General features: G+C 64.8%; 23 protein-coding genes and 1 tRNA gene. 17 read left to right on the forward strand and 7 right to left on the reverse strand.

Annotation, left to right across the window (positions count from 1 at the left end):
* The first annotated feature begins 7 nt into the window (after positions 1–7).
* From ACZ5V4_RS08815 to ACZ5V4_RS08840, 6 genes are all read left to right on the forward strand, one after another.
* The gene (locus ACZ5V4_RS08815) at positions 8–913 is read left to right on the forward strand and encodes a respiratory chain complex I subunit 1 family protein (RefSeq protein ID WP_464314478.1); all 906 of its coding nucleotides are present in this window, start codon (positions 8–10) and stop codon (positions 911–913) included.
* A 4-nt stretch (positions 914–917) separates the two neighbouring features.
* Complete coding sequence (locus ACZ5V4_RS08820; RefSeq protein WP_464314479.1) at positions 918–1,559, forward strand: hydrogenase; 642 nt, start codon at positions 918–920, stop codon at positions 1,557–1,559.
* Between the two features lie 4 nt (positions 1,560–1,563).
* Positions 1,564–2,991, forward strand: a complete 1,428-nt coding sequence (locus ACZ5V4_RS08825; RefSeq protein WP_464314480.1) for a proton-conducting transporter transmembrane domain-containing protein — start codon at positions 1,564–1,566, stop codon at positions 2,989–2,991.
* A gap of 2 nt (positions 2,992–2,993) precedes the next feature.
* A complete protein-coding gene (locus ACZ5V4_RS08830; RefSeq protein ID WP_464314481.1) occupies positions 2,994–4,526 on the forward strand; it encodes a hydrogenase large subunit in 1,533 nt (510 codons plus the stop codon).
* 19 nt (positions 4,527–4,545) lie between these two features.
* Entirely contained in the window at positions 4,546–5,307 is a 762-nt protein-coding gene (locus ACZ5V4_RS08835) for an NADH-quinone oxidoreductase subunit B family protein (RefSeq protein ID WP_464314482.1), read from the forward strand.
* Positions 5,308–5,870: 563 nt separating this feature from the next.
* A complete protein-coding gene (locus tag ACZ5V4_RS08840) occupies positions 5,871–7,958 on the forward strand; it encodes a serine hydrolase domain-containing protein (protein ID WP_464314483.1) in 2,088 nt (695 codons plus the stop codon).
* Between the two features lie 108 nt (positions 7,959–8,066).
* Here the strand turns inward: ACZ5V4_RS08840 and ACZ5V4_RS08845 are convergent, their stop codons facing one another.
* Together ACZ5V4_RS08845 and ACZ5V4_RS08850 are read right to left on the reverse strand one after the other, a co-directional pair.
* Entirely contained in the window at positions 8,067–9,005 is a 939-nt protein-coding gene (locus tag ACZ5V4_RS08845; protein ID WP_464314484.1) for an alpha/beta fold hydrolase, read from the reverse strand.
* Positions 9,006–9,390: 385 nt separating this feature from the next.
* Positions 9,391–9,466 (reverse strand) — tRNA-Ala (locus ACZ5V4_RS08850).
* Between the two features lie 132 nt (positions 9,467–9,598).
* Here ACZ5V4_RS08850 and ACZ5V4_RS08855 point away from each other — a divergent pair.
* From ACZ5V4_RS08855 to ACZ5V4_RS08865, 3 genes are read left to right on the forward strand one after another with little or no spacing between them, the layout of a single operon-like run.
* Complete coding sequence (locus ACZ5V4_RS08855) at positions 9,599–10,594, forward strand: ABC transporter permease (RefSeq protein WP_464314485.1); 996 nt, start codon at positions 9,599–9,601, stop codon at positions 10,592–10,594.
* Positions 10,587–11,420 (forward strand): ABC transporter permease, encoded by an 834-nt coding sequence (locus tag ACZ5V4_RS08860; RefSeq protein ID WP_464314486.1) that lies wholly within the window; start codon positions 10,587–10,589, stop codon positions 11,418–11,420. The genes ACZ5V4_RS08855 and ACZ5V4_RS08860 overlap by 8 nt, the downstream gene beginning before the upstream one ends.
* A 12-nt stretch (positions 11,421–11,432) precedes the next feature.
* Positions 11,433–13,067: a DNA repair protein RecN gene (locus ACZ5V4_RS08865; protein WP_464314487.1), complete on the forward strand. Its 1,635-nt coding sequence runs from the start codon at positions 11,433–11,435 to the stop codon at positions 13,065–13,067.
* Between the two features lie 18 nt (positions 13,068–13,085).
* Here ACZ5V4_RS08865 and ACZ5V4_RS08870 read toward each other — a convergent pair whose 3' ends face one another.
* On the reverse strand, positions 13,086–13,598 hold the full coding sequence (locus ACZ5V4_RS08870) for a hypothetical protein (protein ID WP_464314488.1): 513 nt from the start codon (positions 13,596–13,598) through the stop codon (positions 13,086–13,088).
* 249 nt (positions 13,599–13,847) lie between these two features.
* On the reverse strand, positions 13,848–15,272 hold the full coding sequence (locus ACZ5V4_RS08875; protein ID WP_464314489.1) for a 4Fe-4S binding protein: 1,425 nt from the start codon (positions 15,270–15,272) through the stop codon (positions 13,848–13,850).
* 109 nt (positions 15,273–15,381) lie between these two features.
* Between ACZ5V4_RS08875 and ACZ5V4_RS08880 the strand changes: the two genes are divergently transcribed.
* The 3 genes from ACZ5V4_RS08880 to ACZ5V4_RS08890 are packed head-to-tail and all read left to right on the forward strand — an operon-like array spanning position 15,382 to position 17,224.
* Positions 15,382–16,083: a Crp/Fnr family transcriptional regulator gene (locus tag ACZ5V4_RS08880; protein ID WP_464314490.1), complete on the forward strand. Its 702-nt coding sequence runs from the start codon at positions 15,382–15,384 to the stop codon at positions 16,081–16,083.
* Positions 16,084–16,137: 54 nt separating this feature from the next.
* Positions 16,138–16,581 (forward strand): flagellar export protein FliJ, encoded by a 444-nt coding sequence (gene fliJ / locus ACZ5V4_RS08885; protein WP_464314491.1) that lies wholly within the window; start codon positions 16,138–16,140, stop codon positions 16,579–16,581.
* Positions 16,502–17,224 (forward strand): MotE family protein, encoded by a 723-nt coding sequence (locus ACZ5V4_RS08890; RefSeq protein ID WP_464314492.1) that lies wholly within the window; start codon positions 16,502–16,504, stop codon positions 17,222–17,224. The genes fliJ and ACZ5V4_RS08890 overlap by 80 nt, the downstream gene beginning before the upstream one ends.
* An 83-nt stretch (positions 17,225–17,307) precedes the next feature.
* On the opposite strand, the gene ACZ5V4_RS08895 is transcribed toward ACZ5V4_RS08890, so the two are convergent.
* Positions 17,308–17,742 (reverse strand): hypothetical protein, encoded by a 435-nt coding sequence (locus ACZ5V4_RS08895; protein ID WP_464314493.1) that lies wholly within the window; start codon positions 17,740–17,742, stop codon positions 17,308–17,310.
* Between the two features lie 673 nt (positions 17,743–18,415).
* Between ACZ5V4_RS08895 and truA the strand changes: the two genes are divergently transcribed.
* From truA to ACZ5V4_RS08915, 4 genes are all read left to right on the forward strand, one after another.
* Complete coding sequence (truA, locus tag ACZ5V4_RS08900; RefSeq protein ID WP_464314494.1) at positions 18,416–19,276, forward strand: tRNA pseudouridine(38-40) synthase TruA; 861 nt, start codon at positions 18,416–18,418, stop codon at positions 19,274–19,276.
* Entirely contained in the window at positions 19,218–21,248 is a 2,031-nt protein-coding gene (locus ACZ5V4_RS08905) for a hypothetical protein (RefSeq protein WP_464314495.1), read from the forward strand. The genes truA and ACZ5V4_RS08905 overlap by 59 nt, the downstream gene beginning before the upstream one ends.
* Before the next feature lie 89 nt (positions 21,249–21,337).
* Positions 21,338–21,697 (forward strand): response regulator, encoded by a 360-nt coding sequence (locus tag ACZ5V4_RS08910; RefSeq protein WP_464314496.1) that lies wholly within the window; start codon positions 21,338–21,340, stop codon positions 21,695–21,697.
* A 19-nt stretch (positions 21,698–21,716) separates the two neighbouring features.
* Positions 21,717–23,309: a chemotaxis protein CheA gene (locus ACZ5V4_RS08915; RefSeq protein ID WP_464314497.1), complete on the forward strand. Its 1,593-nt coding sequence runs from the start codon at positions 21,717–21,719 to the stop codon at positions 23,307–23,309.
* A gap of 27 nt (positions 23,310–23,336) precedes the next feature.
* Here ACZ5V4_RS08915 and ACZ5V4_RS08920 read toward each other — a convergent pair whose 3' ends face one another.
* A complete protein-coding gene (locus tag ACZ5V4_RS08920; protein ID WP_464314498.1) occupies positions 23,337–24,305 on the reverse strand; it encodes a sensor domain-containing diguanylate cyclase in 969 nt (322 codons plus the stop codon).
* Complete coding sequence (locus ACZ5V4_RS08925) at positions 24,302–24,916, reverse strand: chemotaxis protein CheC (RefSeq protein WP_464314499.1); 615 nt, start codon at positions 24,914–24,916, stop codon at positions 24,302–24,304. Before ACZ5V4_RS08925 ends, ACZ5V4_RS08920 begins: the two co-directional genes overlap by 4 nt.
* 241 nt (positions 24,917–25,157) lie before the next feature.
* On the opposite strand from ACZ5V4_RS08925, the gene panC reads away from it, so the two are divergent.
* Complete coding sequence (gene panC, locus ACZ5V4_RS08930; protein WP_464314500.1) at positions 25,158–26,015, forward strand: pantoate--beta-alanine ligase; 858 nt, start codon at positions 25,158–25,160, stop codon at positions 26,013–26,015.
* Positions 26,016–26,045 lie beyond the last annotated feature (30 nt).

Consider the following 26,045-nt stretch of genomic DNA (forward strand, 5'->3'; position numbering starts at 1 on the left):
GATTGCCATGTTTGACACGGTTATACATGTTATTCTTCTTTTGGCCATGCCGCCGCTACTTATTGGTGTGATCAACAAAACAAAGGCATGGTTCGGCGGCCGTGTCGGCCCTCCACTGTTGCAGTTGTATTACGACATATTCAAGCTCATGCGCAAAAGCATGGTGCTGAGCGACACGACCACATGGATCTTCGTCGCGGCCCCTCTCGTGACTCTGGCCGCCGTGTTGGTGGCCGGACTGTTGGTGCCCTTTGGGCATGCCCATGCCCCTATTTCCTTTGTCGGTGACCTGATCCTCTTTGCCTATCTTTTCGGATTGGCCAGATTCCTGACCACTGCGGCTGCGTTGGACACGGGGTCCTCTTTTGAAGGCATGGGTGCTTCCCGCGAGGTGACCTTCGCGTGTTTCTCTGAACCGGCCCTGTTCTTCGCCTTTCTGGTGTTGGCGAAAATCTCGGGATCCCTGACACTGACCACCATGCTCCGCGCCACAGTGGACGTTTCCGTAACGGCCAGCGCTCCGCTGATATTGATAGCCATAGGGCTTTTCGTCGTCCTTCTGGCCGAGAACTGCAGAATCCCCGTGGATGACCCCAACACCCACCTTGAATTGACCATGATCCACGAGGTCATGGTGCTCGACCACAGTGGCCCGTTGTTTGGGGTGATCCTGTACGCGGCCAGCCTGAAGCTCTTCGTTCTCGGCAGCGTCCTGCTGCACATCATCACTCCGTCGTATGCGGCCATGCGCTGGTTCGACTGGCCGCTGTTCATGGTGCAGATGGTGTGTCTGGCCGTTGCCGTCGGCGTGGTGGAGTCGGTCATGGCCAGGCTCCAGATGAGGCACGTGCCCTATCTGCTGGTGTTCGCCCTGATTTCCTGTGGATTCGGTTTTCTCCTACTGATCAGGTGAGGCAATGGACAATTATCTCAATGGCATTCTCGTGCTGGTTCTCGTGTTGAACCTGCTATCCTTGGGGACAAGCCGCATCAACACCATCATTAAGGCCGTGTCTGTCCAAGGGGCGTTGCTTGGCGTCATTCCCTTTGTCGTGCACCAGCATCTGACCCTACCAGCCATCATCGTGGCCGTGATGGCCATAGCCCTCAAGGGGGTCATCATTCCTCTTGTCATGGTGCACGCCCTGCGCGAAGCACAGATCAAGCGAGAGATCGAACCCATGATCGGGCCTATGCCCTCCATCATACTTGGCGCGGTGGCCACGGCTTTTTCCCTGCTGTTTGCAAGCCAGCTGCCCCTGGCCAGCGAGCATGTGGGCAAATTGCTGGTGCCCACAGCCATCGCTACCGTTTTCACCGGATTCATCGTGCTGATCACCCGGTACAAGGCCCTCACGCAGGTGGTCGGTTATCTGATCCTGGAGAACGGCATATACATCTTCGGCATGCTGCTGATCGAGGCCATGCCGCTCATCGTGGAGTTGGGGGTGCTGCTGGACCTCTTTGTCGGCATTTTCGTCATCTGCATTATCGCCAACCACATCAACCAGGCGTTTTCCTCCATGGACACGCGCCGGTTGGTGACACTGAAGGAATGATGCCATGGAGTTCGCTCTGATTGCCGCGCCTCTTTTTCTGGCAGCCCTTTCGGCGCTGGTTCCGTCGAATCGGTTGAGGCCATGGTTGCTGCCGGTGGCGGGGGTGGCGCACTCGGTCATGACCGCGCTTCTGATGGCGCGCCCTGAAATGTCGGCCGGGTCATCCTGGCTGTACCTCGACCCCATTGGTCGAGTAATACTCCCACTTGTCAGCGTCCTTTTCCTGTTGTGCTCCTTTTACGCCGTCGGGGTTTTGCACTTTCGCCATAACCAAGCCAACCGCGTCTTCTGTGTCTGTCTGACCTCCTTTCTGGGCATAATGACCCTGGTGCTGTTGTCGCAGCACCTGGGCCTCATGTGGGTGGGCATCGAAACCATGACCCTTACCACGGCCCCGCTCATCTATTTCAATCGCACGCCGCAAAGCATCGAGGCGACCTGGAAGTATCTCCTGATAGGCTCCGTGGGCATCGCCCTCGCGCTTCTGGGCACTTTCTTCTTGGCTTATGCCTCGCTGCATCAGGGAATTGAGCCCACGTTGAGTATTGAAGGAATGGTCCGCAACGCTCCCATGCTCTCCAAGTCCTGGCTGCATGCTGCATTCGTGCTGTTGCTGGTGGGCTATGGGACCAAGATGGGGCTGGCGCCCATGCACACCTGGAAGCCGGACGCATATGGAGAGGCGCCGGGAGTGGTGGGAGCGATTTTTGCGGGCGGGGTCACGAGTTGCGCTTTTTTCGCGCTGCTTCGCGTGTATCATATCTGCCTGGCCGCAGGCGAGGGAGCCTACATCTCGCGGCTCCTGCTCGTAGTGGGATTCCTCTCCATGATCGTGGCCGGGTTGTTCATGGTCGGTCAGCGAGACTTCAAAAGGATGCTGGCCTATTCCAGTGTCGAGCACATGGGCATCCTGGCCATTGGCCTCGGCATCGGCGGCCCGGCCCTGTTCGGCACGTTGCTGCACGTGGTCACCAACGGCCTGACCAAGGGAGTGTTGTTCCTCTCTGCCGGGAACATCCACCGGGCGTATGCCAGCAAGAATACCGACCAGGTACATGGCGCCATTCATAGGCTGCCGCTTTCAGGCGGATTGTTTCTGGCGGGCTTCCTGGCGGTAACCGGGTCTCCGCCGTTCGGCCCTTTCATCAGCGAGTTCTCCATCCTGAACGGTGCTTTTGACGGGGGGCACTACGCCACGGGAGGCTTTTTTCTGCTGCTGCTTCTCGTGGTGTTCATCGGCATGGGAGCTACCGTCCTCCGGGTCGTTCAGGGACGAGCTCCTGCCGCCGTCAACAAGAGGCCATACCGCGAAGGCCTGCTCACCACTGTTCCCGCCGTTCTCTTGATGATGCTCGTGCTGGCCCTGGGGCTTTATATTCCCGCAACCCTCACCGCGCTCCTGAACGACGCCGTTCGTTTCTTGAAGGTATGACCATGAACCACGAAAAACTCCGGATGGTTACCTTGGTCAATGGGCAGTCCGTCGAACTCGACGCCATCGCTCTGCTGGCCCCAGACGCCTTTCAGACGGTGATTGCCGACGCGGTGGACGTGGGGCACCGGGTGGCTTCATTGTTCGCCGCCTCCACTCGGCAGCGGGGCGTCACGCAGTTGTTCGCCATACTGGTGAACACGCAGCTCAGCAGGCTGCACATCGTCCGGACCGAGATACACGATGGGCAGTATCCCTCGCTGACAAACCATTGCCCTCAAGTGCATCTCTTCGAGCGCGAGATTGCTGAACAGTTTGGGATCAAGCCCGTGGGGCACCCCTGGTTCAAGCCCGTCCGCTATCATCGGTCATGGACTGGACGGGACGCCTGGGGCAGGTCGGCGAGCGAAGAGATCCTGCCAGGTGTGTGCGATTTCTACCAGGTGGAAGGGGAAGAGGTGCACGAGGTCGCCGTGGGGCCGGTTCACGCCGGGATCATAGAGCCGGGACACTTTCGATTCCAGTGCCACGGCGAGTTGGTGTTTCATCTGGAAATCGCCCTGGGCTTTCAGCATCGCGGGGTTGAAGAGGCATTGATGGGCGGTCCTGATGCGCGCTCTCTCCACTATGCGGAAACCCTGGCCGGTGATTCGACGATTGCTCACACCACCGCCTACTGCCGGGTGATCGAGGCTTTGTCCAAGTGCCGCAAGACGGCCCGGGCTCAAACGCTTCGAGGAATCGCCCTGGAACTTGAGCGCATGGCCAACCATGTGGGGGACCTGGGCGCGCTGGCGGGCGACATCGGTTTCCTGCCCACCATGAGCTATTGCGGCCGCATACGCGGCGACTTCCTCAACATGACCGCGCTCCTGTGCGGCAACAGGTTCGGCCGTGGCATGGTATGCCCCGGGGGGGTCGGCTTCGACATGGACGACGCCCGGGTGGAGAAGTTGCTCCGCCAGTTGGATGCGGCCGAGAAAGACGCCACTGTTGCCATCGAGCTTCTTTGGGACACGCCCTCGGCCATGGCCCGATTCGAGAACGTCGGCCGCCTGCCCAAACAGGTGGCCCTTGATCTTGGAATGGTCGGCCCGGCCGCGCGCGCTGCCGGAGTGGAAGTCGACACGCGCAATGACCAGCCCTCGGGGGTGTTTCGTTTCACTCATATCCCCGTATCCACTTACGACACAGGGGATGTGTTTGGGCGCGCGTACGTCCGGTGGCTGGAAATCCAACACTCCATCCAGTTCATCCGGGAACAACTTCATACCATTCCCTCGGGGGACATATTGAACAGGGCCGGATCGCTCTTGCCAAACCGCATTGCCGTGTCCCTGGACGAAGGTTGGCGGGGTGAGGTGTGCCATGTGGCCATCACTGACGATGAAGGGCGATTCATGCGCTACAAGGTGGTCGACCCGTCGTTCCATAACTGGCCAGGGCTGGCGTATGCTTTACGGAATCAGCAGATTTCCGACTTCCCACTTTGCAACAAGAGCTTTAATCTGTCGTATTGCGGGCATGACCTCTGATATGATCAAGGAATGAGATATGTTGAATGTCATCGTATCCAGGTTGAAACAGGGACACCGGACGATTGTATATCCCTCCGGGCCTGCCCCGGAACTGCCGGACAGGTTTCGGGGGCGCCCGTCAATCGATCCCGAAAAATGCCCCGCGGGATGCCATCTCTGTAGTGACGCCTGCCCGGTCAAGGCCATAACTGTAGCGGACACGGTCCGCATCGACATGGGCAAGTGTCTCTTCTGCACCGAATGCTCTGCCGCTTGTCCGCAGCGGGCCATATCATTCACGAATGAGTACCGCCTAGCTGCCCGTAATCGCCAGGATTTGATTGTTGCACCAGAAAAGGAAGAGGCACTCCCTGATGTCCGGCTCGACGACAGGCTTTTGAGCATGTTCGGCCGGTCCCTGAAACTTCGCCAGGTCAGCGCGGCGGGGTGCAACGCTTGCGAGGCGGATACGAACGTTCTGGGGACGATCGGCTGGGACCTTGGCCGTTTCGGCATCCAGTTTGTTGCATCGCCCAGGCACGCCGACGGGGTGTTGATAACCGGCCCAGTGAGCAGGAACATGCGCTTGGGGCTTGAGAAGACTTTGTTAGCCGTTCCAGAACCTAAAATCGTCATTGCCGTGGGGGCGTGTGCCATTGCCGGGGGACCGTATGCCGATCACACGGAGGTGGAAAATGGCGCAGACAATATCGCTCGGGTAGATCTCTACGTCCCGGGGTGCCCTCCCCATCCACTAACGATACTGGATGGACTGCTGCGGCTGCTGAACCGTATTTGATTTTTGCGGGGCGACTGAAAGAAGTGACATCTACTAGAACAATATCTGCTTGTCATGCATGAATGACACCTTTTTTCGGCACTTTTTGCAACGCTTCGCGCGGTTGGCGGGTGACATCAACCAGGATGATTCGATGGAAGACAGGCGGCGATTCAATCAGGAGTGATTCAAGCGCACGCGGCAGGAAACCCGCTTAGGCCCTAACGGGCTGGGATTTCCGTGTCACCCGGGGGTGGGCGACATCCTGGGTGACACCGCTTGATTTTGGATAAGAATAAGGCCGGTTAGGTGATCCTAGCCGGCCTTGTCCATTGCGAAATCTTGGTGGAACTGGACGGAATCGAACCGACGACCTCCTGAACGCCACACAAATAACATGATGAAATGATTGCACCTTTACAGGCAAGCCGACGTAACATTTTGGCGTCCGCCAACGAATTTTTGGCTTTCTGTGCGGGCCTGCCAACGTGCCGCCAACAGGAATTTGGCGGATGCGGTTGCGCAGCCATTGTGGCTGTGGTTAGATAGCCATACTCGGCTTTGCACCTGCAGAGGAGGCAGCCATGGCGAACCCCTCCAGCCCTCACCACACCCACCTCCGATCCCACCGCAGCAGACATCACGACGACCTGCCGGCCCCCTATCCCGATACAATAGCCGCCTTACGCCCTGAAATCTTGAAAGAACTGACCGGAAATGAGGACAAAACGACAGCGATTTCCATGGCCCTCGTCGATGACGAGCGCATCCTCTGGGCTGAGGCGTTCGGATCGATCGACCGGCCCCGTGGCGTAGCGCCCACCACGGAGACCCTTTTCTGCGCTGCCTCCTGCAGCAAGGTGGTCGCCGCAATCGCCGCGATGATCCTGGTCGACCGGGGGACATTGGAACTCGATGCCCCCCTGGTTCGGTATATGCCCGATTACCGCATGGCCGACGACGCACCCTGGCATGACATTACCGTGCGAATGCTGCTCAACCACTCATCCGGACTCCCGGGCGTCCATTTCCCCAACGTCCTCACCGTGATGCCGGTCTCCGGCTATGCCGCCCAGGTCCGGGACATGCTGGCCACCGAGCGCCTCAAGCACATGCCCGGTGAAATGGCCGCGTACGGCAGCGATGGCTTTATGCTGATCGAACCGCTGGTCAGCGCTGTGACCGGTCAGCCCTATACCGGGTTTGTCGAGCGGGAAATCCTGGAACCCTTGGGGATGAGTCACACCCGCTTCACACTGTCCCCCTCTCCCCCTGGCAGTTTCGCCCCCACTCTGGATGAGGCGGGTTCCCCGGAACCGCAGCAATACGCCAACATCTACTCCAGCGGACTCTTCTCGACGCCGAGCGATCTGGGGAGATTGTCGATGATGTTCATGAATGGCGGACGCCTGGGGAAACGCCGTATCCTCTCTGAAGCAGCCGTGACCGAAATGTGTAAGGACCAGACCGTGGATCTGCCGTTCAATCCGATCACCGATCACCATGTCCATTTTGGTTTGGGTTGGGACGGAGTAAACCAGGGCGGGCTCGCGGCGGTTGGGGTGGTGGGATTGCACAAGGCGGGCGACGCGGATCATTATCATAGCTACTTCATCGTCGCTCCTGACGAACGCCTCGCGGCCGCGGTCATGGTCACCAATCGCTTGGGATTCGGGAGCTGCGCCATCCCGTTGGCCGAACGGATTCTGCTCCACGCATTGGCCGAGCGCGGGAGCATTGCCCATGTGCCGGCGCCGCCGGAACCAGCCGCCCCTCCAGCCATCCCGGCCAGTGTTGACGAACTGGCCGCCATCACCGGCATCTACGCGAGCAGCTATGGCCTGCAACGGCTGGATGTCTGTGCCGACCAGACGTTAACCCTCTCTGAGTTTATCGCCGATCAGTGGCGCCCCACTCTGGAAGGGCTCAGGCTCCGCCAGGATGGACGCTTCGTGGCCGATGGCAATCCCTGCAAGTCCTACCGCGGGTTTGTCGCAGCAGGCCGCCGCTATCTGGCTGTGCGCATCCCTTGGGGAATGGGGCACTACGACATGGAGCTCCCCGTCGGACATGAACTCTCCCCCGCGCCCCCCCTGTCAGCCCGCTGGCAGTCGCGCATCGGCAAACGCTGGCTGGCGTCCAATGAACCGTACAGCTCCTTTCTGGCCCTGGGGCGGCAGCCCCCCCTGATCACCTTGGCGCAGGTCCGGGGTCTGGAGGGCTACCTCGCAGTATCACTCCGCATGGCGGGATTTGACCTGATGCAAACCGTTGATCCGAGGGAGAGCGATCATGTCGCCCGAATGTGCCTCAGGATTCCCATCGACAACGGCTGGGGGCTCAGCGATCTGGTGATCGAGGAGCGGGATGGAGAGGAATGGCTCATCTGGTACGGCACCAGATACCGCCCGCTGGAGACCGTCCCCATTCTGGAGCCAGGCCAAGGCACGGTGACAATCGGCCCTGAAGGGCTGGGCGTATGGTTACGGTGGCCGGCGGCTTCGCTTTTGAACCTGACCGGCGCGTGGTCATGGTATCTTTATGACGCCGGATTTTGCCTCAAGGACTGGGGCATGGGGGAAAAGACGGTTGTCGGTGCAGTCAATGACGGCGCCTACCTGCTGCTGTACGGCGCGCCGAATACGGCCATCACGCTGACGGCGCAACCATGAGAGCTCCGGGGTAGCCAACGCGGTTTTGGCTGGTCCCAATTCACAGGCTTCAGTGATTTGCAAACCCTATAATCTTCACCTGCGCTGATGATGACACTCTCCGAAAGACTACTCCTGGCGAATTGGGATAGTTTCGTTCATCTCCAGGAAGGTCAAGACAATGCGAGAAAATTCCGCGGGAGCCTCAAATTGTAGATGGTGTGTTCCATTCTTGAATTGGACAAGCCATGCACCGGGAATCAAGCTGGCCAGGGTCTTTGAACTCTCCGCGCCCACGATGTTGTCTTCGGTACCCACCAGCAGCATGACCTGATTCTTGATAAGCGGCATCTTGTCCAAGGGGGACTTCCAGCCCATTGCCGCCTTTATTTGCTTCTTAATCGTTGGATTGTCAGGCAAGGCTATGCCCTTGAATGCGGCGGCAACTGCTTTCCCATTGGTTGAGGTGGCATGGATGACAGCCTTGTCGACCCTGTCCGGATGGTAGAGAAGAAGATTTTGCGTGGTAACGCTCGACTGGGAATACCCCAAGACATTTGTTTTTGCGACTCCAAGAGCATCAAGCAAGCTGATTACGTCCTGGGAAAAAAGCTCATAGGAGAATTTTACGCCGTTGTCCGTGGTGTACCCCATTCCGCGGTTATCCATGATGATCAGCTGATACTTTCTGGATGCCTCTTCGATGAACTCCGGGGTCCAGCGATCCATCGTGCAGCCAAGGCCGGTGAGCAACAGGAGCGGCTCCCCGGAACCGATCAATTTGTACCCGATCCTGATCCCGTTCCCTTCGACTTGGTAAACGGCGCGGCCTTGAGCATCCACGGCAATCTTTTCGCCAATGGGCGCTATGTCCTTGGCCGAAGCTACACAAATAGTAGCAACCAGTGTAAGGGCCAGCGCACAAATGATGCGAATCCCAAGGAACAAGGGGCCAAAATTCTTCACAAATCTTCCTTTGGTCAGGATTGGGCGTTCATCATCCACATTAACCCAAGCCATATCCACGAAAACAGTTTTCGGCAATTCTCGGCAAATGGCGCAGGGCAAGGGAATGTCCGGGGCGGCGGCCAGGGTGGGTCCCTCTCCGTCAGCCCTTCGTCATCTCCAAAATCATTTTGAAGACCCGGCCCAGGAACAGCAAGCCCCAGTAGGGGCAGCCGCTTGAAAATCCACCTAGAGCTCCTTCGCCAAGGGCCTCATGCTCAGCTCGATCTTCTCCAGGAGAAACCCTGAATACCCAGCGCAAAGACGCAGCAAAAGACAACCTTTTGAATTTCCTCAAGAGGCCTTCATCTGGGATGCTCAAACAGGGGTGATTGTGCTTCGCTGGGTCAGCTCAGCCTGGGGGTGCCAACAGCTTTTGTTGGCGGATGTTGGCTAAGTAAAAATTCGAAGGGGTTACCCAGTTTCCTGGATAACCCCTTGAAATGTGTGGTGGAGCTGGACGGAATCGAACCGACGACCTCTTGAATGCCATTCAAGCGCTCTCCCAACTGAGCTACAGCCCCACACGGGAGAACCGCTTTTGCCCTACGCCCGCGTTTTCGTCAACAGATTTTTCCCGGCCGAGCGAATTTTCTCCCAACCCCTTCCCTGCCCGGCCGCACCCCTGTTACACACCGCCTGTCCGGAGGCCCAATTTGATAGCCCTTCTGCAGCGCCTGCTCCTCAAAACCGTCTGGCTCGCCGTGGTGTTTCTTGGCATCACGCTGGTGAGCTTCTGGGTCATCCACCTGGCCCCGGGCAAGCCCACGGACCTCCAGACCGACCTGAACCCCCTGATCACGCCCGAGGCCGTGGCCCGGCTGGAGAAGCTCTACGGCCTGGACCAGCCCGTGCACGTGCAGTACGGGCTTTGGCTCAAGCGCCTGGCAAGCTTCGACTTCGGCAACGCCCTCACCGGCGACCGCCGCCCTGTCTGGGACAAGATCAAGGAGCGCCTGCCCCTCACCTTCGGCATGAACATGGCCGCGCTCATCCTCACGCTCTCGCTGGCCATCCCCATAGGCGTGCACGCGGCGGCCAAACAGAACGGGCTCTTCGACCGGGCCTCCACGGTCTTCGTGTTCATAGGCTTCGCCATGCCCGGGTTCTGGCTGGCGCTCCTGCTCATGCTCCTTTTCGGCATCGTCTGGCCCGTGCTGCCCATCTCCGGGCTCACCTCGCTGGATTTCGGGCAGATGCCCTGGTGGCGCCAGGCTCTGGACATCTGCGAGCACCTGGCCCTGCCCATGTTCATCTACGTCTTCGGAGGCCTCGCGGGCATGAGCCGCTACATGCGCTCGGCCATGCTCGAGGTGCTCCGGCAGGACTACATCCTCACCGCGCGCGCCAAGGGCCTGCCGGAGCGGACCGTGATCTACCGCCACGCGCTGCGAAACGCCCTTCTGCCCGTGATCACCCTGCTCGGGCTCTCAGTGCCCGGGCTCATCGGCGGGTCGGTGATCATCGAGCAGATCTTCTCCCTGCCCGGGCTAGGCCAGCTCTTCTACCAAGCCGTCATGAGCCGGGATTATCCGCTGATCATGGCCAACCTCGTGCTCGGCGCGGTGCTGACCCTGGCCGGGAACCTGCTGGCGGACGTGGGCTACTCCCTGGCCGACCCGCGCATCCGCTCCGGGGGCCGCGATGCATGACAGTTTCCTGGGCCGCGCGCTTCGCCACCCCATGTTCGTGGCCGGGTTCGCCCTGGTGGGGCTCATCTCCCTGGCCGCTATCCTGGCCCCCTTGATCACGCCGCACGCGCCCACGGCCATCGACGTGGACAACGTGCTCAAGGCCCCGAGCCTGGCGCACCCCTTCGGAACGGACGCGCTGGGGCGCGACGTGCTCTCGCGGATGCTCCACGGCGGCCGGGTGTCGCTCTGGGTGGGCTTCCTGGCCGTGGGGCTCTCGGTGGCGGTGGGGCTCTTCTTCGGGCTGGTGGCAGGCTATTTCGGCGGGCTGTGGGACGAGGCGATCATGCGCGGGGTGGACGTGATGCTCTGCTTCCCCTCGTTCTTCCTGATCCTGGCCGTGATCGCCTTCCTGGAGCCGTCGCTCACCAACATCATGATCATCATCGGCCTGACCTCCTGGATGGGGGTGGCGCGACTGGTGCGCGCCGAGGCGCTCTCGCTCAAGCGGCGCGACTTCGTGCGCGCGGCCGTGCTGGCGGGCTCGGGCCACGCGCGCATCATCGCCAGGCACATCCTGCCCAACGCGGCTGCCCCGGTGCTGGTGTCGGCGACTCTCGGCGTGGCCGGGGCCATCCTGACCGAATCCTCGCTCTCCTTTCTGGGCCTGGGCGTGCAGCCGCCCATGCCCTCGTGGGGCAACATGCTCCTGGAGGGAAAAGAGGTGCTGGAGATCGCGCCGTGGCTCTCCATCTTCCCGGGCGTGGCCATCCTGCTCACGGTGCTGGGCTACAACCTGCTGGGCGAGGCCCTGCGCGACCTCCTGGACCCCAGGCTCAGGCAGTAAAGGGCGTACGTCGTGATCGAACTGCTGCGCATCCGCAACCTGGCGCTCATCGCCGACGTGGAGCTCGAATTCGGGCCGGGGCTCAACGTGCTCACGGGCGAGACCGGCGCGGGCAAGACCTTCGTGCTCAAGGCCCTGGAATTCTTGACCGGCGAGCGCCTCACCCAGGACATGGTCCGCCCCGGGGCGGAAAAGGCCCTGGTGGAGGCCGTGTTCGTGCTGGACGGCCAGGACGTGATCATGCGCCGCGAGCTCTCGGCCCAGTCCGGCCGGGCCAGGCTCTACGTGGACGACCGCCTGGCCACTCAGGAGAGCGTGCGCGAGCTCAAGCCCAGGCTCATGCTACACGTGAGCCAGCACGGCCAGCAGAAGCTTCTTTCCCCGGCCTTCCAGGCCCGCCTGGTGGACCATTTCCTGCCGGACGCCGCCCCGCTGGAGCGCCGGGGCGCGCTCGTGCGCGAGCTCACGGCGCTGGAGCGCGAGGCCGACGCCCTGCATGAGCGCTTGGCCCACCTGGAGGAGCGCCGCGAGGTGCTCGAGATGAAGCGGGCCGAGATAGAGAAGGTGGCCCCGCGCGAAGGCGAGGAGGAGGACCTCCTGGCCAGGCAGCAGGCGCTCAAGCACGCGCGCAAGGCCCGCGAGGCCGCGGACTCCGCCCTGGAACTCCTCTACGGCGACTCGGGCGTCACGGCCGCCCTGGGGCGCCTCGAGCGCGACCTGGCCGCGCTTTCCCAGGCCACGGACGCCTTCGGGCAGGACCTGGAGACCGTGCGCGGCGCGCGTCATGCGCTTTCCGACCTGGCCGCGCGCCTGCGCGGGGGCATCCCGGGCCTGGAGGACGACCCCGAGGCCGTGGAATCGCGGCTGTGGGAGCTGGCCCAGCTCAAGCGCAAGCTCAAGCTCTCCATGCCCGAGGTGCTGGCTTTGGGGCGCGAGGTGGAGGACAACCTCAATTTCCTGGACAACGCCGGGCTCGACTTCAAGCGCCTGGAGCGCGAGCGCGCAAGGCTCCGGGGCGAGCTCTCGGAAGTCCTGGCGGCGCTCGGCGCGGCCCGGGCCGAGGCGGCCCGCGCGCTCGGCGCGCGCATCGAGGAGGAGCTCAAGGGCCTTGGATTCTCGGAGCACGTGCGCGTGCTCTTCGAGTTCTCGCCCGTGGAGCTTTTCGCGGCCGACGGCCCCTTGCCCGCCATCGAGGAGAGCGCGGCCAGGCTCCTCTTCGCGCCCAACCCCGGCCAGCCGCCCAGGCCGCTGGACCGCATCGCCTCGGGCGGCGAGCTCTCGCGCTTCCTCTTGGCTCTGACCAGCCTGCGCTCCGAGAACGACGAGGCCACGCTCATCTTCGACGAGGTGGACGCGGGCATCGGCGGGCTCACGCTCACGCGCGTGGGCGAACGGCTCAAGGCCCTCTCCGGCGACCACCAGATGCTCCTCATCACCCACTGGCCCCAGCTGGCCGCCCTGGCCGGGCGGCACTTCCTGGTGGCCAAGCACGTGAGCGACGGCCAGACCGAGACCACGGTCACCGCGCTTTCCGGCCAGTCCCTGCGCGAGGAGCTCTCGCGCATGGCCGGAGGCGGCGAACAGGGCGGGGCGCTGGCCGAAAAGCTCCTCTCTCCGTCGCGCCAGGGCTCGCTGCTGGGCGGCTGACGCCCGTTCGGCATCCCCTTACAGATCGCTGCCCCGGCGGGCCCCCGTGAACTCCTTGAGCGGCGCCAGGTAGAGCCTGAGCGCCTCCACCGTGGCGTGCCCCAGCACGCCCACGCGCGGGCTGGCGGTCATGGGCAGGCTCCCGGCGATGAGGTCGGCCGCGCCCTCCAGGCGCGTGGAAGCCACCCCCAGCCTGCGCACCAGCGCGGCCTCCAGGGCCGGGCACTCCTGGGCCTTGGCCGCGCGAACGAGCGACACGGTCTCGCGGCACTCCTCGTAGAGCAGGCGCGCGATGGCCATGCCGTAGAACACGTGGATGTCCGCCTTGCCGTCCAGCACGTCTCGGCTCATGGGGCCGGCAAGGGCGTCCAGCTCCGGCAGCACCCTGGTCAGGGCGTCGGCGCCCGGCGCGAGCGCGCGGTCCAGGTCGTCCAGTTCGGAGGCGGCCGCCGCCAGCGGGCAAGCGAGCAGGGCCGCGAGCACGGCCAGGCCCGCGAGCTCGCGGATACAGGTACGTTTGAGCGCGCGCATCGATTTCACCCTCCTTGGCCCGTGAGACGACGATTGCCGGCGAGCCTACACCCGGAAAGGCCCTTGGCGCAAACGCCCGGACGTTCCTTTCGCCCGGGCCGGATGAGCGTCGGCAAAGCCGACTCACGTAATCCGTTCAAAAGGTTCCCTGGCAAGGCGCGAAAAAAAGCCAAACCCGGCCCGTAGTTCACATACGCGCCGGACTTGGCTTTTCCGAGGCAGCGGCCGCCTGCGGGATCGGGCGGGCTGCTAGAGCCTGGCCACGCCCAGGAAGACAGCGTGCAGGGCCACGGCGAGCACGACGAAGGCCGTCCTTGCCCCTGGCCCGCCGCGCCCCAGGAAGGTGAGCTCCATCTCGCCGCGCGGGCAGCGCTCCAGGCAGTCCCCGCACAGCGAGCAGGACACGCCTGGCCGTCCCTTCGCCAGGTCCCCTGGCCGCAGGGCGTCGTAGCGGCAGGCCAGCGAGCACGCCCCGCAGGACGTGCAGCCCTCGCGGATGCGAAGCCGCCACGGCGAGAGCCTGCCCATGAGCCCGGCCACGAGCCCCATGGGGCAGAACCCCGCGCAGTGGGCCATGACGCCGAGCCTGCGCGAGGCAATGATCATCACCATCACGCCAACGAGCCCGAACCCGGCGGCCAGCCACACGGCCGTGAGGGTGGGGACTCCGGCCCGGCCCATCACCCAGGCCCCGCCGAGCACCAGGACGGCCAGCGCGGCGCGCGCCGGACGCAGCCAGGACGGAGCCGGGCCGGGGCGTTTTTTCGCGTCCGCCATGCCCGAATCCCAGGCCCCGATGTAGCACAGGTGGCTGCACCAGGCCGGGCCGACCAGCAGCACGGTGACGCCGAAGAGCACGAGCATGAAGAGCCCGTCGCCCCTGAAGAGCGGCCCGGCCGCGATCAGGGCCGGGACAGGCAGGTGCAGCGCGCCGGACATGAGGAAGCGTTCGGCCCCGGCCAGGCCCAGGGCCAGCTGGCCGAAGAAGACCACGGAGAAAAGCGTCCAGATGCGCCGCCTGACCCGGGGCGAGGCCCCTGGCGCGAGCATGGCCTCGGCCGCGAACCCGGCGTAGGCCGCCAGAAGCGCCGCTTCCAGCCAGCCAGCGCCCGGGAGGAAGCGTTCGGCCAGGAGCATGGGGGTGGGTACCTTGAGCTGCACAACGGCCAGAAGCCCGAAGGCCAGGGCGGACGCGGCGAAGCCCGGCCAGGGGGAGGACTCGGGCGGCGCGGCCCGGGGGCGGATGTCGAGCGGCCGCAGGGCCTTGAGAGAATCCGGCGTTTTTGCCCCGGCATTCTTCGCGCCGTCATCCGCCGTCACCGCCTCACCCGTGGAGGCCCGGCGCTTCCGGGCCAGCAGCGGATGCCCCGCGGCCCAGGCCCCGAGGAGGGGCAGAAGAGAGGCCGCGCCGAGGATCACCGCGAGCCGCGCCCAGGGCATTCCCATGGCCTCGCGCAGGCGGATGAAGTGGATCATGGTATCCAGCGTGACCAGCGAACCGGCCACCAGCGTCAGCTGGCAGGCCACGCGCAGGAACGGCCGCCCCGTGGCCAGGGCCAGCGCGGCCGGGACCAGCCAGGCCAGGGCCTCGGGCAGGCCGTGCCAGCGGTTGGCGTGGGCGGCCGGGATAAGCGCCCCCAGGATGACGGCTGTGACGAGCAAGGCTTTCTTCATCGGTGCTGGCTCCGTCCCTGACCAGGCAGGGTTTATCGCTGCCTGGTTCCTACGTCCGAAAACCTTGAGGGGCTTTGACTTGCGTCAAAAACGGGCTAACAGACCGCCCATGACGACTCCCAAGCCCACTTCCACCCAGACCATACTGGCCAAGGTCCCCCTGTTTTCCAGCCTGAACCCGGCCCAGCTGACCACCCTGGAGAACAACTCCGCCGTGCTCAAGCTGGACAAGGGGCAGGTGGTGTTCTTCGAGGGTGTGGAAGCCAAGGGCTTCTACGTGCTGCTCACGGGACAGGTGAAGATCTACAAGTCCTCCCCCGAGGGCAAGGAGCACATCCTGCACGTGCTCGGCCCCGGCGAGCCCTTCGCGGAAGTGCCCATGTTCCAGGGCACGGAGTTCCCGGCCAACGCCATGGCCCTCCAGCAGAGCACCGCGCTCTACCTCGAAAAGGCCGTGCTTATACGGCTCATGGAGCGCGACCCGGGCTTCGCCATGGCCATGCTCGCCTCGCTCTCCCAGAGGCTTCGCCAGATGTCCACCATGATCGGCCAGATCACCCTGCGCGAGGTGCCCGCGCGCCTGGCAGCCTACCTGCTGCTCCAGGCCGACGACAAGGAGTCCGACACCTTCGTCCTGGACATGAGCAAGGGCAACCTGGCGGGGTTCCTCGGGGCCACGCGCGAGGCGCTCTCCAGGGCCCTGGCCAAGCTCGAGGACCAGGGCTTCATCGCCATGGCCAACCGCACCATTACCATCTCCGACCGCGAGGGGCTGCGCGGCGTGGCCGACGGCGAGGTCAGGCTCAAGTAGCCCGGCCGCGGCGACGGCTTGCGCTGGCCCGGGAGTTGCAAACTGAACCGAGCCATGCCCAGAGCGTTCCGCTTCAGCCTGCAAAAGGTTCTCGACTACCGCGCCCAGCTGGAGGACCAGGCCAAGCTCGCCCTGGCCAGGGCCCAGCGCGCCCACGCCGAGCAGGCCGCCAAGGCCGCCGCCCTGGACGAGAGGCTCAAGGCGCACACGGCCGCCATGGCCGACGTGGACGGGCAAAGCGCCGCGGACATCTGGCTCATGCGCAACTTCGCCAAACGCCTGACGGAAGACCTCCACCTGGCGCGCATGCAGGAGTCCCGCCTGGCCCTCAAGGTCCAGACGCGCATAGCCGAGCTGGCGCAGAAGGCCACCGAGCGCAAGCTCCTGGAAAAACTCAAGGAAACACAGGCCCAACGCCATGATCAAGAAGAGAACCGAAAGGAACAGGCAGGATTCGACGAGATGGCCACGCTTCGCTATCAGGCCCCGGCTCTCTAGGCTGGCCCTGGCGGTCGCGGCCCTGGCCGGAGCCAAGCTCGCGCTGCTTCTCTTCATGGGCGTCAGCCAGGCCCCGACGCAGCAGGCGCACCACTCCCCCGGGCAGCAGAGGCCCGCTTCCGTGGCCCAGGCCCCCGTTCAGCCGGTCCAGGCCATCCAGCCCGTGCGCGTGCCCATCCTGGAGGACTCTGCGGCCCTGGCCCAGCAGGCCCCCAAGCCCGCGCCCGCCAAGGCCCCGGCCCAGCCCGAATCCGTGCTCACCGTGCAGCAGCTCAGGGAGCGCGCCGAAGCCCTGGACCGCCAGGAGCAGGCCCTCAAGGCCATGGAGGCGGACCTGAACGCCAGGCTGGCCAAGCTCCAGGAGCTCGAAGGCGCGCTCAAGGGCATGCTCACCGAGGCCAAGTCCATCAAGGACGAGAAGATGCGCCACCTCATCGACGTGTACACCAACATGAAGTCCAAGCAGGCCGCGTCGGTGCTGGAGACCCTGGACGAGCACATCGCCGTCAAGATCCTGGCGGGGATGAAGGGCCGCCAGGCAGGCGAGATACTGACCTTCGTCACGCCCAAGAAGGCGGCCAAGCTCTCCGAGGACCTGACCAAGCTCCAGACCGCCGGGCAGGACCTCCCCGCGACGCCGTGATTTTGGTCATGACTTGTGAATTTCAAAGCCCGGCCTTTGGCCGGGCTTTGAAATTCAATTCCGAGACAGAAAGTACGGTTATTTTACAAAGCATCAAGGTTAAATTTTCTTTCAATTGATGAGTTTTCGCTGAAGCGCTCCCGGATCGTTACGACATTGTTTTCGACTTCATAAGTGATTACGCTGTCTGCCGGATGATCTCTCCATCGTCCAATTTTATTAGGTTCGGATGGCGAACCAGCCCCTGCCCAGACAGCTTTCTTGCCCTCAAATTTTACGAGGAATGCCCAGTTTGTTCGGTCACTTTCTCTTGTATAACTTACAAAGTATACACCCTGCATTTTATAATTCTCGACTTTAATCGTTTTCGGATCCCTAGACATCATCGCCGCCACTACAGCTTTTGCCAATTTATGAAACATTTTTTCATCAGCAAAACCTTCAGTAACAAAACCAAGGCTAACCAACGTTGCTGCACAAATTAAAAATCTTACAACTGAATTTCTCACAAATTTCATCCCACCCTCCAAATAGCTACACCTTATGAATATGAATCGACTTGCCCAAAATATCGACTATCGCCGACCAAGCGTTTGCCGCGCCATAAGTAAAAATCCAAGGAAATCTGCAAATTAAAAGTTCCGCACGAGAATCTCACCACAAGAACATCGATTAACATTATAATATTCTAAATATTGATGTCAACAACACCATGCGGGCAACACGCCAGAAACAAGAAACAAAAAATTAATAAACAAACACGCACAATAAATTAACGCTTTCTCAACCACCTGTATGCGACCACCTGCCACCGTCAGAACGGTGCACCGGCCGAATGCACAATTGCAACAAGATCTTAATTTTCTATTTCATTGAAATAAAAACCACACTACAAACCACCAAACACAATCTTCATCGTCATCCACCGCCCACCAACCCAAACAAGCCTCCATCTTAAGCGCACAATGCAAGCGCTTTTTTCATTGTCTCACGTCCACTTTCCACAAAGTCAATGCATCTCAGAGCAACACTTATCAAATAAACAACATACATAAGGCGAAACCATGACCTTCCGGAACACGCGCGCTCCAAGCAACACATTGGGGAGCAAATGTCTCTCTAACATTTCTCCCATTGTAGTCGCTACGCAAAAGCTTTCCTCCCGGCCCGGGCCGGTGTAGACGCCAGCGCATGAACGACACCATCCGCTTGCGCTTCACCCTGGCCTACCAGGGCACGGACTTCGCGGGCTGGCAGTACCAGCCCGAGGGGCGCGGCCGCAGCGTCCAGGCCGAGCTGGAAAAGGCCGTGTCCCGCCTGGCCGGGACGAACATCCGCGTGCAGGGGGCTTCCCGCACCGACGCGGGCGTGCACGCCCTCTGCCAGGCGGCCCACGCCGACGTGCCCGCCTCCCGGGCGCACCTGCCCTGGCTGCGCGCGCTCAACGCCATCCTGCCCCGCGACGTGGCCGTGACCGAGGCCCGCATCGCGGAACCCGGCTTCCACGCCCGCTACTGCGCCACCTCCAAGACCTACACCTACACCCTCTGGCACGAGCAGGACTTCCTCCTGCCCCAGCGCCGCCCGTTCGTCTGGCGCGTGGGCCCCCTGGACTTCGCGGCCATGGAGGACGCAGCCCGGGAACTCACCGGCACCCACGACTTCGCGGCCTTCCAGAACGCCGGCACGGACGTGTCCGATACGGTGCGCACCGTGGACGCCATCGTGCGCGGACCTGGGCAGACTCCCTTCGAGAGCGTCTGGTCCGTGACCGGGCCGGGCTTCCTCAAGCAGATGGTCAGGAACATCATGGGCTGCCTCGTGGACGCGGGCAGGGGTAAAGCGGACGCGCAAACCGTCCGATTTCTTCTGTCGAGGAAAGACAGGACCCTGGCCCCGGCAACCGCACCGGCCCGGGGGCTCTGCCTGGAAAAAATGGAGTTCGGCCCCTGTGAGCGACGAGAGCGTGACCAAAATCCCGGCGGGGAGCCCCATGACGGCGGCGCAGGTGAAGAGCGCCTGGGCCGCGAGGGAGGTGCTTTCCCGGACTGAGGACGCCCGGGACGCGAGGCTTCGCCGCGACTGGTCCGACCCGGTGCTCGACGGGCTCGACCGCAAGCTCGCCGACTTCGAGGCCGCGCTCGGCTCGTTCGCCTGGCCCAGGCAGGCCCCCTGGTTCCAGGCCCGGCTGGTCACGGCCCCGCAGGAAGCCTCGGGCAAGCTCTCCGCCGTGGCCCTGCCCGCGGGCTCGGCCACGCCCGAGCTGAAGGCCGTGTCCGGCGGCTTCGACCGCAACGCGAGGACGACGCTCGCCCCGGGAACCTACGAATTCGACCTCTCGCTCGGCGGCGACACCGAGACCGTGAGCGTCCAGGTGGCCCAGGGCGACACCTGGGGCGCGGTGCTCGGGGCGGTGAAGGACGCCGTCAACGCAGCCTCCCTGCCCGCGCGCGCCGACGTGGTCCGCGCGGACGCGGCCTCCGGGGCCGGGCCGGGCGCCCCGGGCACCGGGGAGATGCTCACCGTCGGGATCAACCCCCTGCGCCCGGACCAGGGCCTGCGCCTGGCCGACCGCTCCGGCCACCTGCTCTCCGAGCTGCGCGTGAAGGCCACGGACACGGCCACGGGCCCGGCCCGGGAGGATACGTACTCCGTGTCCGCCCAGGCCATGGCCCTGCCAACGCTCTACTCCGCCACGCCCCGCGACCCCAACGCCGCGGCCACCCTGGCCGTTGGACGCCACGACCTGGCCCTGTCCGTGGGCGGCGCGGAGTCCCCGTCCACCTACATCTCCAAGGCCTTCGACCCGGACGCGGCCAGCACCCTTGCCCCTGGCACGTACACGTTCACGTCCTCCCGCAACGGGGAGTCGCGCCGGCACTCCGTCGCCATCGGCAGCGGCTGGACCTGGGGCCAGGTGCTCTCGGCCGTGTCCTCCGAGGTCAACGCGGGGCAGCCCTGGCTGGACCCGGCCACAGGGCGCCTCTCGGGGCCGTCCAGCGCCTACTCCCAGCCGGGCGTGAGCGCGGCCGTGGAGGCCTGGCCCATCCCCTCGCAGACGGACCGGAACGCCACGGCGGACGGGCTCTCGCTCACCGTGACCGGCCAGGCGGGCGGAGACTTCGCCCTTGGGGACGGCCAGGGCGGGCTTCTCTCCTCCCTTGGCCTGACCACGCGCCTGGAGGGCGCGCCGGTGTCGTTCAACGTGCGCGCGGGCGACACCTGGCGCGACGTGTACGAGGCCGCGGCCATCGCCGTGGGCGGGGCGAGCCTTTCGGTGTCGGCCAGGGTGGAGGACACGCGCGTCCCCTCCCTGACCACGCCCGGGCGCGACCACTGGCACGACGGGATCACGCTCGCGCTCGTCCAGCAGGGCCAGCGCATCGGCGAGCGCCTGCGACTGGCCGACGGGCGCACCGGGGCGCTCTCCGCCATGGGCCTGGACGCGCGCCAGCGGCCCGGCCAGGACGGCAGGGTCACGGTGAACGGCCGGAAAATGGTTTCGGAGAACGACACCTACTCCCTGGACCGGGGCCGCGTGCTCGTGAGCGTGGCGGAGCCCTTCGCCGGGGACGTGCCGCTGTCCGTGCGCTCGGCCGTGGACGAGGTGGAAAAGGGCTGGTCCAGGGTCACGGACGCCTGGAACGGGCTCGCGCGCTATCTTTCCAACAACCGCGACATCCTGGACGCCTCGCTCGGCGCGCGCCTGGAGGCCCCCCTGGCCGGGCACGCCGAGGGCCTGCGCTGGATGGGCGTGTCGAGCGCCGGAAAGAACGGCCAGCTGTGGACCAACCTGGACGCGTTCTGGAAGGCGCTCTCGGCCGACGCGGACAAGGCGCGGGAAACCCTGGCCCAGGAGCCGGAGGGGCTTGTGCCCCAATGGCGGCGGGCAGCGGATTCGGTGCGCCAAGCGGGCCTGGAGAGCTGGCTTAGGCCCGCCACGTCCTTCGACGAGCACCGCCCCGTGCTGACCAGCGAACTGGAGCTCGAGCAGAAGCACCGGCTCGTGAAGCTTCTTGGCTGACCGGCGCGCACGCCCCCCTGGTTTGCGTTGCCCGCCGCGCCCAGGCGGGCTATGCTCGCGCCGTGAAATGACGTTCAACGAGGTTGTGCATGTCTTCCATTCTCATCGCCGACGACTCCATGTTCCAGCGCTTCATGCTGCGCAAGATCGCCGCCTCCCTGGGCCACGAGGTGCGCGAGGCCGCCGACGGCAGGCAGCTCCTGGACATGGCCGAGGCCTCCCCGCCGGACCTGGTGCTCATGGACCTGAACATGCCCGAGCTCTCGGGCGTCCAGGTGCTCGAGGCGCTCAAGGCCAAGGGCGCGACCCTCAAGGCCGTGGTCATCACCGCCGACATCCAGCACACCACCCGCGCCCGCTGCCTGGAGCTCGGGGCGGCCGAGGTGCTGAACAAGCCCCTGGACGAAGAAACCATCCGCGCCGTCATCGCCCGGCAGCTGCCCTCCTGACGGACCCCGCGCCGTACCCATGACCGACCAGGCCCTCTTGGACATCTTCAGGGAGAGCACCCTGGACCAGCTGGCTCGCGCCGAGCACGCCGCGCTCGAACTGGAGCGCGCCGCCCCTGCCGAGGCCGGACCGCTGGTGGAGGCCGTGTTCCGCTGCGTGCACACTGTCAAGGGCGACTCGGCCACGCTCGGGCTCACGGGCCTGTCCAGGGCCTGTCACGAATTCGAGACCTCCCTGGAAGAGCTGCGCCAGGGCCGGGCGCGCGTCAGCCCCGCCCTGGTGGGCGGCCTGCTCGAGGCCCTGGACTGCTTGCGCGCCTGCCTGGACGAACCGGGCCACGACCCGGCCGGAACCGCCGTGGCGCTTTCCGCCCTGGCCTCCCTGCTGGCCAGGGAGGAGCCCGCCCGGCCGGGCCTGGCTGCCCTGCCCACGCAAGGGGGCGAGGCTACCCAGGCCGAGGCCCTGGAACTCGGATTTTCCGTGCGCGCCGCGCACCTGGACCAGCTCCTCGAGGGGTTGAGCGAGCTCATGACCACCAGGGAGAGCCTGTCCGCCCTGGCCAGGGGCGAGGGCCGCTTCGAATACCTGCACCTGGCCGGGGAGATGGAGCGCCAGCTCTCCCGGCTCGGCCAGTCCATCCTGTCCATGCGCCTTCTCTCGCTCAAGGCCGTGGTGCCCAAGTACCGCAGGCTGGTGCGCGACCTGGCGGCCCAGGCGGGCAAGGACGTGGAGTTCGTGGTCAGCGGGGAGATGTGCGAGCTGGACAAGACGCTCATCGAGAAGCTGAACACCCCGCTGGTGCACCTCTTGCGAAACGCCGTGCGCCACGGAGTGGAGCCGCCTGGCGAGAGGCTCGCCTCGGGCAAGCCCGCGCGGGGGACCGTCAGGCTGGAGGCGCTCCAGGACGGGTCGGAGATCGTGATCTCGGTGGGCGACGACGGGGCCGGGGTCGACACGGCGGCCGTGTTCGCCAAGGCCGTGCGCGCGGGGCTCGCGGAGCCGTCCTCCCATCCTGGCGAGGCGGCCCTCCTGGACATGGTGTTCCTGCCCGGGTTCAGCACCTCGGAGAGCGTGGACGGCGTGTCCGGCCGGGGCGTGGGCCTGGACGCGGTGCGCGCCGCGGTCCTCGAACTGGGCGGCGAGGTGGGCATTTCGAGCGCGCCCGGCCGGGGAACGCTCTTCACCCTGCGCGCCCCCTTGAGCCTGTCGCTCCTGGACTGCCTGCGGGTGCGCGTGGGGCGGGAGCGCTATTTCCTGCCCATCGAATGCGTGGAGCAGTGCCTGGAGGAAGCCCTTTCCCCGGGCAGGACTGCGGACGCCGTGACCGTTGCCGTGCAGGGCTCGGTGCTGACGTGCTTCGTGCTCCAGGAGCTCTTCGACCTGCCTCGCGAGGACGCCTCCCCCATGCGCCACGTGGTGGTGATCCGCCACGGGGGTGAGCGCTTCGCCGTGGCCGTGGACGAGGCGCTGGGGCTCACGCAGGTGATGGTCAAGCCCCTGGGGGGCAGGCTGGTGGAACAGGAGTGCTTCATGGGCGCGGCCCCGGACGAGGACGGCTCCATGAGCCTGATCGTGGCTCCGGGTTCTCTGGCCAAGCTGGCCCGGGAATAGGCGGGGAAAGGCGGAAGGGCCGGGGCGTCAGCCCTGGGCGAGCTCCAGGCGGTCGCGGCCATTGAGCTTGGCCTGGTACATGGCCTGGTCGGCGGCGTGCAGTAATTCTCGCAGGTCCTGGCCTTCGCCCAGGCAGGCCAGCCCGATGCTCGCCGTGATGCGCACCTCCACCCCCTCGTGGCTGACCGAGAGGTCCCGCACGGCCTGGAGCAGCCGCCCGGCAACGGCCCGCGCGCCCTCGGGCGTGGTCTCGGGCATGATCACCCCGAACTCCTCGCCGCCCAGGCGGCCGATGTGGTCGATTTCGCGCACCTTGTCGCGGCAGTTGGCCGCGAACTGCTTGAGCATCTCGTCGCCCGCCAGATGTCCCCAGGTGTCGTTGACCAGCTTGAAGTGGTCCAGGTCGATGACCATCAGGCACAGGGGATGCCCGTACCGCCTGGCCCGGCGCAGCTCCCTGGCGAGCGTGCCCAGGAACCACCTGCGGTTGGCCAGGCCCGTGAGCATGTCGCGCGTGGCCAGTTCCCTGAACTTGCCCTCCACCTTGCGCCTGATCCTGTTCTCGCGCTCCAGCTGCCCGCGTATGCGCAGATTCTCGTCGAGCCGGGAGTGGATCTCGGTCACGTCCTGGAGCGAGAGCACCACGTGGTCGATGCCGCCGCCGGGGCCGCGCAGGCCGTAGGCCACGGAGTGCTGGAGCCTGAAGGAGCCGTCGGGCAGCCTGGCCGGGACCAGGTGCTTGTGCAGGTGGTAGGAGAACACGGCCGGGGGCGCGCCCTCGAAGAGGTCGCGCAGGCGCTCGAGCACGAAGGGCCGGTCCACGAGCGGGAAGAGCTCCCGCGCGCACCCGCCCAGGACCTCGGCGCGGCCGGCGCCGGTCCAGGACTCCAGACAGGCGTTCCAGAACACCACGCGAAGCTCCCGGTCCAGCACCATGATGCCCATGGGCAGGAAGTCCATGTTCTGGAAGCGCTCGTCTCCGGCGGCCGGGTTCATCGCCCCTGCTCCTCGAGCAGCCTGTCCAGGGCGGCCAGCATGTTCTGGAAGGTGTCCACATGGAAGAGGATCACGATGTCGCCCTCGGCGGCCTTGTCCTCGAGCCTGAAGCGCGCCTTGATGAGCACCACCACGCGCTCTCGCGTGTCCTCGGGGGTGAGCAGGCTCTGCATGCCCGTCTCGAAGTAGTCGGGCGGGAAATAGTCCACGGACACGCCCAGGATGTTCACGATGGAGCCCATGATCCCGTTGAGGACGATGTTGCCCACCTCCTGGATGGTGCCGATGAGCAGAGAATCGAAGTCCATGCCGCCCGGGCCGAAATCCTGCCCGATGAGTTGCGAGACCAGCCAGGACGCCGTGGGCTTGGGGAAAACCAGCCCGGCCCAGCCCGACAGCGCGCCCCTGAAGCCCAGGCGCACCGTGGAGAGCACCTCGTCCGGGCCGCGCCCGATGCTCTCGAGCACGCTGTCCGCCGGAAGGACGCGCACCTCGGGCAGCTCAAGGCGCACGTGCGTGCTGACCATCTGGTTGATCAGCCCGGCGGCCTTGCCGACGCCTATGTTGATGAGCTCCTTGAGCAGGTCGAGCTGGTGGGGGGACATGTCCATGGGCTGTGCTTCTCTGGAAAAATCGCCCGACCCCTAGCACGGCCCCCGGCATTGTTCAACAGCATAAGACCGAGTTCCAGGCCCCCACGGGCTTGCCAAGGCCCATCCGGGGCGCTAGACAATCGACTTCGACCGCGTCCGGGGCGTTTCCGGGCGTGGGTCCCAGCCGATACCGCGCGGCGCGCCGGACCGCCGCCCGGCGGGAAGGTTTCCCGGCCCGCCGAACCACCGGCCCACCCACATGCAGATCATCACGTCCCCCCAAGAGTTCCAGTCCGTATGCTGGTCCTGGCGTTCCCAGGGCGCCTCGAGCGCGCTCGTCCCCACCATGGGCTTTTTGCACCAGGGGCACCTTTCGCTCTTCGACTGGGCCAGGTCCAACGCGGACAAGGTGGCGGCCAGCATCTTCGTCAACCCCACCCAGTTCGGCCCGGGCGAGGACCTCTCCCGCTACCCGCGCGACCCCCAAGGCGACGCGGCCAAGGCGCGCGCGGCGGGCGTGGACGTCCTCTTCATGCCCGAGCCCGGCCAGATGTACCCCCCGGGGTTCGCCACCACCGTGAGCGTGAGCGGGCTGACCGGCGGGCTCTGCGGCCAGTCCCGGCCCGGGCACTTCGACGGCGTGGCCACGGTGGTCACCAAGCTCCTCGTCCTCTCCATGCCCACGGTGGCCGTGTTCGGGCGCAAGGACTGGCAGCAGCTGGCCATGATCCGCCGCATGACGGCGGACCTGGGCCTGCCCGTTACCGTGGAGGGCCGCCCCATCTTCCGCGAGGACGACGGACTGGCCATGAGCTCGCGCAACGCCAACCTCTCCGCCGAGGAGCGCGCCCAGGCCCCCCAGATCCACAAGGGCCTGCTCCTGGCCCGGGAGATGGCCGCCTCGGGCGAGCGCTCGCCGCGCAAGGTGATCTCCGCCGTGGAGGACCATTACAGAAAGTCCATGCCCCTGGCCCGGACGGACTATATAGAGGTAGTGCACCCCGAGACGCTCATGCCCGTGGGCGACGTGGCCGGGCCGGCGCTCATGGCCGTGGCCGTGAAGCTCCCCGGGGCCAGGCTCATCGACAACATGCTCCTGAACGACGCCTGGACCTGAGGCGCATTTGACAATGCTTCACGACTTGTG

The sequence above is a fragment of the Fundidesulfovibrio sp. YSD1 genome (assembly GCF_055397115.1).